General features: G+C 73.6%; 10 protein-coding genes. 6 read left to right on the top strand and 4 right to left on the bottom strand.

Annotation, left to right across the window (positions count from 1 at the left end):
- Positions 1 to 157 precede the first annotated feature (157 nt).
- Positions 158 to 364, top strand: coding sequence for a hypothetical protein (locus ACFV0Q_RS31515; RefSeq protein WP_385009919.1), 207 nt, complete (start codon positions 158 to 160; stop codon positions 362 to 364).
- A 30-nt stretch (positions 365 to 394) separates the two neighbouring features.
- On the opposite strand, the gene ACFV0Q_RS31510 is transcribed toward ACFV0Q_RS31515, so the two are convergent.
- Together ACFV0Q_RS31510 and ACFV0Q_RS31505 are read right to left on the bottom strand one after the other, a co-directional pair.
- On the bottom strand, positions 395 to 1,723 hold the full coding sequence (locus ACFV0Q_RS31510; protein WP_385009918.1) for an ABC1 kinase family protein: 1,329 nt from the start codon (positions 1,721 to 1,723) through the stop codon (positions 395 to 397).
- 138 nt (positions 1,724 to 1,861) lie between these two features.
- Positions 1,862 to 2,974 carry a ThiF family adenylyltransferase gene (locus tag ACFV0Q_RS31505; RefSeq protein WP_385009916.1) on the bottom strand — a complete coding sequence of 371 codons (1,113 nt, stop codon included), beginning with the start codon at positions 2,972 to 2,974 and terminating at the stop codon, positions 1,862 to 1,864.
- A 115-nt stretch (positions 2,975 to 3,089) separates the two neighbouring features.
- Between ACFV0Q_RS31505 and ACFV0Q_RS31500 the strand changes: the two genes are divergently transcribed.
- From ACFV0Q_RS31500 to ACFV0Q_RS31485, 4 genes are all read left to right on the top strand, one after another.
- Positions 3,090 to 3,728 (top strand): M48 family metallopeptidase, encoded by a 639-nt coding sequence (locus tag ACFV0Q_RS31500; protein ID WP_385009914.1) that lies wholly within the window; start codon positions 3,090 to 3,092, stop codon positions 3,726 to 3,728.
- Between the two features lie 145 nt (positions 3,729 to 3,873).
- The gene (locus ACFV0Q_RS31495) at positions 3,874 to 5,535 is read left to right on the top strand and encodes a TerD family protein (protein WP_385009913.1); all 1,662 of its coding nucleotides are present in this window, start codon (positions 3,874 to 3,876) and stop codon (positions 5,533 to 5,535) included.
- A 29-nt stretch (positions 5,536 to 5,564) separates the two neighbouring features.
- Positions 5,565 to 6,245, top strand: a complete 681-nt coding sequence (locus ACFV0Q_RS31490) for an AIM24 family protein (protein WP_385009921.1) — start codon at positions 5,565 to 5,567, stop codon at positions 6,243 to 6,245.
- 17 nt (positions 6,246 to 6,262) lie between these two features.
- Positions 6,263 to 7,018 carry an AIM24 family protein gene (locus ACFV0Q_RS31485; protein WP_385009911.1) on the top strand — a complete coding sequence of 252 codons (756 nt, stop codon included), beginning with the start codon at positions 6,263 to 6,265 and terminating at the stop codon, positions 7,016 to 7,018.
- Positions 7,019 to 7,078: 60 nt separating this feature from the next.
- On the opposite strand, the gene ACFV0Q_RS31480 is transcribed toward ACFV0Q_RS31485, so the two are convergent.
- Both ACFV0Q_RS31480 and ACFV0Q_RS31475 read right to left on the bottom strand, forming a co-directional pair.
- Positions 7,079 to 7,609 carry an NUDIX hydrolase gene (locus ACFV0Q_RS31480; RefSeq protein WP_385009910.1) on the bottom strand — a complete coding sequence of 177 codons (531 nt, stop codon included), beginning with the start codon at positions 7,607 to 7,609 and terminating at the stop codon, positions 7,079 to 7,081.
- On the bottom strand, positions 7,606 to 8,985 hold the full coding sequence (locus ACFV0Q_RS31475) for a zinc-dependent metalloprotease (protein WP_385009908.1): 1,380 nt from the start codon (positions 8,983 to 8,985) through the stop codon (positions 7,606 to 7,608). The genes ACFV0Q_RS31480 and ACFV0Q_RS31475 overlap by 4 nt, the downstream gene beginning before the upstream one ends.
- A gap of 192 nt (positions 8,986 to 9,177) precedes the next feature.
- Here ACFV0Q_RS31475 and ACFV0Q_RS31470 point away from each other — a divergent pair.
- A partial coding sequence (locus ACFV0Q_RS31470; protein ID WP_385009906.1) for an SDR family oxidoreductase occupies positions 9,178 to 10,223 on the top strand: 1,046 nt, incomplete at its 3' end.

Genomic DNA, 10,223 nt, shown 5'->3' with positions numbered 1-10,223 from the left:
TGCGCGCCCCCGGCGGCCTCGCCCGGGCCTTCCCCCTCCGGCGCGGGGGGCCCCCCCGCCCCCCCCCCTCCCCCCCCGGGGCGCCCCGGTCCCCCCCCCCCCCCCCCCCCGGTGCGTTGCGGGGCCGGCCGCGCCTGCGCGGGGATATCGTCTGGAGGTGGACCAGCAGACTCCCCACCCGGCCCCGCCGGGACCCGGGGCCCAGCCCGTCGTCTGCGCGCGCTGCGGCGCCCGCTCCCCGGACGGTGCCCCGCCCACCTGGACCTGTTCGGTGGAGAACGGGACCAGACAGTACTTCTGCGTCGACTGCGCGCGCGCCAACCTCCGGGCGATCGAGGGCCGCCTCGACTCCGCCTGGTGGTGACCGCGGCCGTCCGCGGGCTCGGCCCGGGGCTCAGCCCTCGGGCAGGAACCCCGGCAGCCAGGCCTCCAGTTCGTCGCGCAGCCGCACCGTCGCTCCCAGCTGGCACAGCACCCCGATGGTGCTCAGGGAGACCCGGTGGATCAGCAGGTACGAGGGCGGCAGGTTGATCTGCCGTCCCAACTGGTGCGCGGGGGAGCGGGGATCGGCGATCCGCGCCGCCTGGCCGCGCAGCCACGGCCGGGTGAAGGTGAACTCGTCGGCCTCGGCGGGCTCGATGATCGGCTTGAGGTAGTCGAGCACCGCGTCCGGATCGAGGTCGATGGACTCCTTCACGAACCCCTCGGCGCGCAGGTGCCCGTAGACCCCCTCGGCGTCCCCGTCCAGGGTCATCCGCAGGGACCGGCCTATGGGCTTGGGCCAGCCGCCCGGCAGGCGGTCGACCGTGCCGAAGTCGAGCACGCCCAGCCGCATCCGGCCGTCCGCCCCCGGGATCAGCCGGAAGTTCCCCGGATGCGGATCGGCGTGCAGCAGCCCGGTGCGCGCGGGCCCGGAGAAGAGGAACCGGGCCAGCAGCTGCCCGGCGCGGTCGCGCTCCTCCCGCGTGCCGTCGGCGACGATCTCCGACAGCGGGATGCCCTCCATCCACTCCGTCACCAGCACCTGGTCGCCCTGGTGCACGACGTCGGGGACCACCACGTCCGGGTCGCCGTCGAAGGCGTCGGCGTGGGTGCGCTGGGCCTCGGCCTCCAGCTCGTAGTCCAGTTCCTCCGCGACCCGGTCGCGCAGTTCGGTGATCAGCGGCTTCATGTCCATGCCCGGAATCAGCGGGCCGAGCAGCCCGGCGAACCGGCTCAGCTGCTTGAGGTCGGACAGCAGCGCCTCTCCGGCCCCCGGGTACTGGACCTTGACCGCCACCTGCCGGCCGTCGTGCCACACCGCCCGGTGGACCTGCCCGATCGAGGCGGCCGCGGCGGGCTTGTCCTCGAACTCCTCGAACAGCTCACGCCAGTCCTCGCCGAGCCGCTCCGCCAGCACCTGGTGCACCCGCGCCGCCGGCAGCGGCGGGGCCGCCTCCTGAAGCTTGGTCAGCGCCGCCCGGTACGGGCCCGCGACCTCCTCGGGCAGCGCCGACTCGAACACCGACAGGGCCTGCCCGAACTTCATGGCACCGCCCTTCAGCTCGCCGAGGGTGCGGAACAGCTGTTCGGCGGTGCGCTGCTGGAGCTCACGGGCCACGATCTCGGCCGACTTCCCGCCGATCCGCTTGCCCAGCCCCCAGGTCGCGCGTCCCGCGATGCCGAGCGGCAGCGCGGCCAGCTTGACGGTACGGGTGACCGCCTTCCGGGGAAGATCAGACATTCGCCCCTCCAGTTCCCAGACGGCAGCGCCGCGAGCGGCGGTTCCGGGACGGCCCCTCGGCCCCCCGCGCATCCTGTCATGGCCCCCCGTACCCCCGGACCCGGGCACCCGCCCCCGGTCCGGCGGGAGTCAGGCCGTTCACGACCGCACCGCCCCGGCGCCCACGGCGGGAGCCGCCGCCGCGCACGGGCAGTCGGGGTGCGGCCGCAGCGGAACGCGCTCCCAGTGCAGCCCCGGGAGGGCGGCCTCCCAGCGGGCGGCGGTCGAGGCGGGCAGCTCCCCGTCGAGGAAGGCCAGGGCGTGTGAGGCGGCCAGCCCCGCCACCGCCGTGGACAGCCCCAGATCGCAGGCCGCCGTGGCGCGGCGGCGGTGCGCCGACCGCCACTGGACCAGCATCCGCGGCCAGGCCGGATCCCGGTCGACGCGGTCGCGCTCCATGCACCCGGCGCAGGCCGTGCCGCCCGGCAGCACCAGGGGGCCGACCAGCCCCGTCCCCTCCAGCACCCCCGCGTACAGGTGCGGGGTGCCGGCGGCCACCCAGTCGGCCGCCGTCGCCGGATCGGGGGCCCACGCCTGGAGCCCGTCCCGGGGCGCGACCACCACCAGCGCGGGCGGCGCCGGCCCCGGCCCGTCGGGATCCCCCGCGCGCGGAGCCCGGCCCGGGGCCGACTCCCGCACGAGGGCGGCCGCCGCCTCGGCCCGCAGCCGGCCCACGCTCGCGGGACCCAGCCCGCCCGGAGCCACGTCGGCCCCCGTCACCCGGCCCCCGTCGAGCACCTCGACCCGCCCCACCCCGGCCCCCGCCAGGACGGCCGCGACGACCGCCCCCACCCGGCCGCTCCCGCGCACCTGGACCCGTATCGCCCGCCGCGCCGCGAGGCCCCGTAAATCACCTCCGGGATCCCGGTGCACCAGGGAGAGCGAACCCAGATCGGGCCCGAGCCGCTCCAGGACCTCGGGGCGTCGCCGCACCGCCTGGGCCCGCGGCCCTCCCGCGGTGACGTCGTCGAGCAGCCCGGCCGCCGCGAGGCGCCGCACCAGCTCGTCCAGCCGGCCCTCCGCGAGCCCCATCGCCCGGGCCTCGGCCCGCAGCAGTTCCATCCCCCGCGTCCCGTCGACGCGGTCGATGAGCGAGCCGGTGGCCGTGTCCACCGGCCCGAGCACCACCGCGTGCGCGGGCGTCACGCCGAACTGGACCGTCTGCAGATCCCGCCAGGCCCGTGCCAGCGCGGGCTTCACCTTCGGATACATGACTTCCCCCTGAAACCGGTCTTCGGACGGACTCCCCGTGCCTTCGGCCACCTTGCCCGGCCGCCGCGCACCGCGCGGAAATTTGTCCACAGGCAAGGGGTATTAGGCATATGAGATGGAGGAAGGGTGTGTTCCCGGCAGCACCGCCGGATCGATCACGTTCGAACCGCGGACGTGCGGGACTTCCGCCGCGACGACCGGGTACCTTCGAGGCGTGTCCGCCGACCCACCCCAGCGCGCCGTCGAAGTCCGCCGGAGCGCGCGCCGCCGCAGGACCGTTTCCGCCTACCGCGAGGGTGACCGGACGGTGGTGCTGATCCCTGCCCGGATGTCCGAGGCGGAGGAGCGCCGCTGGGTGGGCGTCATGCTGGACAAGCTCGCCGCCCAGGAGAACAAGCGCACCCTCGGCGACACGGAACTCACCGAACGCGCCGAACGTCTGTCAGAGCAGTACTTCGACGGCCGGGCCCGCCCGAGTTCGGTCCGCTGGGTCACCAACCAGAACACCCGCTGGGGCTCCTGCACCCCCGCCGAGGGCAGCATCCGGCTCTCCCACCGCCTCCAGGGCATGCCGGAGTACGTCGTCGACTACGTGCTGCTCCACGAGCTGGCACACCTCCTGGTGCCCGGCCACGGCCCCCGCTTCTGGGAGCTGCTCGACGCCTACCCCAAGACGGAGCGGGCCCGAGGCTTCCTCGAAGGAGTGGTCGCGGCGGAGCGCCTTCCGCGGATCCCGGGCGCCCGCGAGGAATGACCTTCTGTCACGGAAGGCGGTTGTGTACCGGGTCGGTACCGACTTGGCCGGATGTCGGCGGGAGCCGTTAGCCTGAGCGGCACGCACGCAGCCGCGCGGATCCAGCGGCACGGATTCACAGTCGGGATGGGGGACGGTCGGACGTATGGCCAGGGAATTCCAACGCGGCCACAAGGCCAAGATCAGTGATCTGACGGCGGGCACCGATCTGTACGTGGGCGTCCAGATCGCCGGGCCCGGGCTCGCCTTCGACATCAGCTGCTTCGGGCTCGACGCCAACGAGCAGCTCTCGGACGACCGTTACTTCGTCTTCTACAACCAGCCGAAGTCGCCGGAGGAGTCCATCCAGCAACTCGGCGAGCAGGCCGGTGACACGGAATCCTTCCGGGTGACTCTCGACCGCGTGCCGGCGGCCATCCACAAGCTGTCCTTCACGGCCACCCTCGACGGCCCGGGCCAGATGTCGCAGATCGGCCCCGGCTACATCCGGATCGTGGCCGGCGGCGAGGAAGTCGTCCGGTACTCCTTCACCGGCTCCGAGTTCAGCACGGAACGCGCGCTGATGATCGGCGACTTCTACCTGAAGGACGTGTGGCGCTTCGCCGCCGTCGGCCAGGGCTTCGACGGCGGACTCGCCGCGCTGCTGAAGAACTTCGGCGGCGAGGTCGCCGAGGAAGAGGAGCAGCCGCAGCAACAGGTACCGGCCCAGGCCCAGCCGCCGGCCGCCGCACCCGGTTTCGCACCGCCGCCGCAGGCGGTCGCGCCGGCCCCGGCCCCGTCCTTCGCCGCCCCGGCCCAGCAGCCGCAGCAGCCCGCGCCCTACGCGGCGCCGCAGCAGCAGCCCCCGGCCCCCGTGCCGGTGCACTCGGCGCCGACCATGATCGCCCCGCTGGCCCCGCCCGCCCCCGCGGCCCCGTACGGCCAGCCGCCCCACCCGCCGCAGCAGCCCGGCCCGCCCTCGTACGGCGGCCAGCACCAGCCGCACGCCTCGTACGGCGGCCAGGTCCCGCCCCCGGCCCCGGCCCCCGCGCCCTACGGTCAGCAGCCGCAGCCCGCGTACGGCCAGGTACCCGGCCAGCAGCCCGGCTACGGCCAGCAGCCGCCGGCCCCCTACGGCCAGGCCCCGCAGGCCGCCGCCGGGGCCGCTCCCGGCCTCGCCGCCGCCCTCCAGCCGTACAAGGAAGCCCCCACGGGCGCCCGCTGGACCCCGCAGAACCAGCAGCTCATGCGCGTCGACCTGTCGATGGGCGGCCAGGCCGTCCTCGCCCGCCAGGGCAGCATGGTCCTCTACCAGGGCAAGGTCGACTTCAGCTACAAGGGCGCCGGCTTCGCGGGCCGCATCGTCGGCAACGCGACCGGCCAGGAGATGCAGCTGATGCGCTGCACCGGCCGCGGCCAGGTCTTCCTCGCCGAGAACGGCGCCCACCTGCACGCCATCGAGCTCCAGGGCGACGGGATCTGCGTCTCCGCCGAGTCCGTCCTCGCCTTCGACGAGTCCCTCCAGCACGAGGTCCGCCGGATCGAGGGCCACGGCATCCCCGGCGGCGCCCTGTTCACGATGCTGTTCCAGGGCTCCGGCACGGTGATCGTCAAGACGCACGGCGTCCCCGTCGTCCTGCCCGTCACCCCGACCACCTTCGCGGACAGCAACGCCATCGTCGCGTGGTCGGCCGCCTCCCAGGTGATCATCTCCAGCCAGGTGCGCCTGCGGCGCAACGCCTACCCCGGCCACAGCGGGGAGACCGTGAACCTCCAGTTCCGCGGTGCTCCCGGCAACTTCATCGTCGTCCAGCCGTACGAGGTCTGAGGGAGCCCCACATGAACGCCATGAACGCAATGAACCAGCAGCTCGCGGGCTACGCCCCCACTCCCGTCACGGCCCGCATGGAGAACCACGGCCGCTCCATGCTCAGGGTCGCCATGCAGAGCGGCCAGGACCTCTTCGCCCGCACCGGCTCGATGGTCGCGTACGAGGGCTTCGTCCAGTACGAGCCCAACCCGCCGGCCGTGCGCCAGATGGCCTCGCAGTGGCTGACCGGCGAGGGCGCCCCGCTGATGAAGTGCACCGGCGACGGCCTGCTCTACCTTGCCGACTACGGCGCCGACGTCGTCTGCATCAACCTCAACAACGACGCCCTCTCCGTCAACGGCACCAACCTCCTCGCCTTCGACGCCCAGCTCCAGTGGGGCGTCGAGCGGGTCAAGGGCATGGCGAAGTTCGCCGGCCAGGGCCTCTTCAACGTCCAGGTCGCCGGCACGGGATGGGTCGCCATCACCTCCCGCGGCACCCCGATCGTGGTCGACTGCGGCCGCGGCGACGACGAGACGTACGTGGACCCGGACGCGCTCGTCGCCTGGTCCCCGAACCTCAAGGTCAAGGGGAAGCGCAGCTTCAAGGCCTCGTCGATGATCGGCCGGGGCAGCGGGGAGGCCTACCAGATGGCCTTCTCCGGCCAGGGCATCGTCGTCGTACAGCCCAGCGAGGACAGCACCGACCGGCTCCGGACCCGGGGCTGAGGGGGAGCGGACACATCATGCAGAGCTCACTTTTCGGCTACGCGGAAGCGCAGTCCCAGGACCGGTACACCGTCCAGAACCCCCAGCTCCTGCGGGTCTCGCTGAGCGGCTCCGACGACGTCCTCGCCCGCAAGGGCGCGATGGTCGCCTACCAGGGCATCATCGACTTCGACGGCGAGTACCAGAGCACCACCCAGCGCACCGCCCGCGCCCGCACCGGCGAGGGCCTCGACCTCATGCGCTGCTCCGGGCAGGGCACGGTCTACCTGGCCAACCTCGCCCAGTACGTGCACGTCGTGGACGTGGACCAGGACGGCCTCACCGTCGACAGCAGCTACGTGCTGGCCCTGGACTCCACCCTGCACACCGAGGCCATCGCGGTCGACAGCCAGTACGGGATCTCCGGCTCCGGCAAGTACCAGCTCAACATCAGCGGCCGCGGCAAGGTCGCGCTGATGACCTCCGGGCAGCCGCTGATGATGCAGGTCACGCCCGACAAGTACGTCAACGCCGACGCCGACGCGATCGTCGCCTGGTCCACCTCGCTGCGCGTGCAGATGCAGGCCCAGACGCACTCCACCGGCGTGTGGCGGCGCCGCGGCAACACCGGTGAGGGCTGGGAGCTCAGCTTCCTCGGCACCGGCTTCGCCCTGGTCCAGCCCAGCGAGGTGCTCCCGCCGCAGAACGCCCAGCTCGGGCAGGGCGTGGCCGCGCAGTTCGGCATGGGCCAGCACGGCGCCCACGCCCAGAACCAGAACAACGCCTGGAACTGATCCGGCACGGCGCAAAGGGGCGGCCCCGCGCGGGACCGCCCCTTTGCGTGTGTCCGCAGGTCAGCCGCCGAGGCGCGCCCGGGTGGCTGCCATCAGCCGCACCACCGAGGTGTCGGCGACCGCCGCCACCTCCTCGTACGGGAACCAGCGCAGGTCCAGCGACTCCTCGCTGATCTCCGCCACCGCACCGGCCGGAGCCAGCGCCGCGTACTGCACGTCCAGGTGCCAGTTGCACGGCGCCGGGATCGCATGCCGGTCCAGCCGCACCGGGCCGCCCGGCAGCAGCGTCAGCCCGGAGGCGATCCCCGACTCCTCGACGGCCTCGCGCAGCGCGACGTCCGCGAGGGTGGCGTCACCGGGCTCGCAGTGCCCGCCCATCTGGAGCCACATGCCGAGCTTCTTGTGCAGGGTCAGCAGGACGCGCCCGCCCGCCGGGTCGACGACCAGGGCGCTGCCGGTGACGTGCCCCGCCCGGCAGGGCTTGTAGACCCCGTCCGGGTGGGCGGCCAGGTGCTCCAGGTACAGGTCGCGCAGCTCGGGCTGGTCCTCGTACCGCTTCAGGACGAGGACCGCGTCTTCGTGCAGGCTCACTTCTTGTCGTCGCCGTCCTCGTCGCGCTTCTGGGCCGCTTCGCCGAGCATCTTGTCGATCTCGGAGAAGTCCAGCTGCTCACGGTGCACGAACCCGTCCGGGTCGTCCAGGTCGGACGCCGTCGGCAGCATGTCCGGGTGCTCCCACAGCCCGTCGCGGCCGTCCACGCCGCGCGCGTCGGTGAGCGAGGCCCACAGCCGCGAGGCGTCGCGCAGCCGCCGGGGCCGCAGCTCCAGGCCGATCAGCGTCGCGAAGGTCTGCTCCGCGGGGCCGCCGGAGGCCCGGCGCCGGCGCATCGTCTCGCGCATCGCGTCGGCCGAGGTCAGACGGGGCTTGGCCGCTTCGTGCACGACCGCGTCCACCCAGCCCTCGACCAGCGCGAGCGCCGTCTCCAGGCGGGCCAGCGCGGCCTTCTGCTCGGGGGTGTCCTGCGGCTGGAACATGCCGCCCTGGAGCGCCTCCTGGAGCTGCTCCGGGTTCGACGGGTCCAGCTGGCCGACCACGTCCTCCAGCTTCGAGGTGTCCACCTTGATGCCGCGCGCGTACCCCTCGACCGCGCCGAACAGGTGCGAACGCAGCCACGGCACGTGCGCGAAGAGACGGGCGTGGGCCGCCTCGCGCAGGGCCAGGTACAGCCGGACCTCGTCCGAGGGGACGCCGAGGTCCTTGCCGAAGCTCTCGATATTCAGCGGCAGCAGCGCCGCCCGCCCGGCCGGGCCCAGCGGCAGCCCGATGTCGGTCGAGCCGACGACCTCGCCCGCGAGCGTGCCCACGGCCTGGCCGATCTGCTGGCCGAACATGGCCCCGCCCATGGAACGCATCATCCCGAGCAGCGGGCCCGCCATGGCCTGCATCTCCTCGGGCAGGACGCTGCCCATGGCCGTGCCGACGCGCTCGGCGACCGGGTCCACGAGCTCCTTCCACACCGGGAGGGTCGCCTCGACCCACTCGGCGCGGCTCCAGGCCACGGCCGCGTTGGCGCCCGACGGGAGGGAGGTCACCCCGTCCAGCCACAGGTCGGCGAGGCGCACGGCCTCCTCGACCGCCGACTTCTCGGCGACGCCGACGCTCACGTCCTTCACGCCGTCCGCGGTGCCCTGCGCGACGGTCTGGCGGGCGATGTCCTTGGCCATGTCCCAGTTGACCGGACCGCCCTCGTAGCTCAGCATCTGGCCGAGCTGCTGGAAGGCGGCACCGAGGTCGTTCGGGTTCATCGAGCCGAACATCGCGGCGAACGGATTGTCCGCACCGCCCGGCAGGCCGCCCGGGCCGAACCCGAACGGATTCGCGGGACCGCCCTGTCCGCCCTTCTTGCCCTCGTCGCCGTTCTCCGGCTCCTCCGGCGGAAGGCCGAATCCGAATGGGGTGTCGCTCACGGGTTTCCTCGGCTCGTAGGGCCGCCGGCGGGAGCCGACGGGCAATGGTCCGACAACACCACCCAGCGTAGACACCACTCCCGCTTCCGGGCTCGGTGCTCCGCCGACTCCTGGGCTGCGGCAGGATGGACATCACCTGGTGGGTACGCGTCACGGCGCGTCCCTACTGAAGACAACCGCTGGAGACGCCCGGTGAGTTCCCCAGATCCGCAGGCTCGCGCGCCGCACGACGCCGAAATCCGCCCTGAGCACGGTGACAGCGCCCCCGGCGTTCGCCAGCCGCGAAACCACGCCGAATCCCGACGGCGCAGCCCCGTGATCGCGGTGACCGGCGCCGCGTCCGGGGTCGGCGCGGCCTTGGTGAGCCGCCTCGCCGCATCCGACGAGGTCAAGCAGGTCGTCGCCATCGACGAGCGGCGCGGGGACTGCGCCGCCGCGCTGTGGCACGTCCTGGACGTACGGGACCCCGCGATCGCGGAGAAACTGCGCGGCGCCGACGTCGTCGTCCATCTCGCGCTCGACCTGGACCTGGAGACGGACCCGGCGGCCCGTACCGCGTACAACGTGCGCGGCACCCAGACCGTCCTGACCGCCGCAGCGGCCGCCGGGGTCCACCGGGTCGTGCTGTGCACCTCCGCGATGGTCTACGGGGCCCTCCCGGACAACGACATCCCGCTCTCGGAGGACTCCGAGCTGCGCGCCACCGCCGAGGCGACCGGGGTCGGCGACCTCCTGGAGATCGAGCGCCTGGGCCGCCGGGCGCCCCGCGCGCACCCCGGGCTGAACGTGACGGTGGTCCGCCCGGCGGTCCTGGTCGGCGGCACCGACACCGCGCTGACCCGGTACTTCGAGTCCCCGCGCCTGCTCGTCGTCGCGGGATCCCGGCCCACCTGGCAGTTCTGCCACGTCGAGGACCTGGTCAGCGCCCTGGAGTACGCGGCGCTGGAGAAGGCCGAGGGGGAGCTGGCGGTCGGCTGCGAGGGGTGGCTGGAGCAGGAGGAGGTCGAGGAGCTGAGCGGCATCCGCCGCATGGAGCTGCCCTCGGCGGTCGCCCTGGGCGCGGCGGCCCGGCTGCACCGGATCGGCCTGACGCCGTCCCCGGCCGGGGACCTCGCGTACACGATGCACCCGTGGGTGGTCAGCGTCAGCGGGCTGCACGCGGCGGGCTGGCGGCCGCGCTGGACCAACGAGGAGGTGCTGGCGGAGCTCCTCCAGGAGGTCGCGGGCCGGCACACCGT

The sequence above is a fragment of the Streptomyces sp. NPDC059564 genome, from assembly GCF_042735575.1.
Taxonomy (GTDB): Bacteria; Actinomycetota; Actinomycetes; order Streptomycetales; family Streptomycetaceae; genus Streptomyces.
This window is presented reverse-complemented; position numbering and strand designations above follow the sequence as displayed.

Bases quoted from the DNA above. Each gene is read 5' to 3' on its own strand.
- ACFV0Q_RS31510 (WP_385009918.1), bottom strand. From the start codon at position 1,723: ATGTCTGATCTTCCCCGGAAGGCGGTCACCCGTACCGTCAAGCTGGCC.
- ACFV0Q_RS31505 (WP_385009916.1), bottom strand. From the start codon at position 2,974: ATGTATCCGAAGGTGAAGCCCGCGCTGGCACGGGCCTGGCGGGATCTG.
- ACFV0Q_RS31500 (WP_385009914.1), top strand. From the start codon at position 3,090: ATGGAGGAAGGGTGTGTTCCCGGCAGCACCGCCGGATCGATCACGTTC.
- ACFV0Q_RS31495 (WP_385009913.1), top strand. From the start codon at position 3,874: ATGGCCAGGGAATTCCAACGCGGCCACAAGGCCAAGATCAGTGATCTG.
- ACFV0Q_RS31490 (WP_385009921.1), top strand. From the start codon at position 5,565: ATGAACCAGCAGCTCGCGGGCTACGCCCCCACTCCCGTCACGGCCCGC.
- ACFV0Q_RS31485 (WP_385009911.1), top strand. From the start codon at position 6,263: ATGCAGAGCTCACTTTTCGGCTACGCGGAAGCGCAGTCCCAGGACCGG.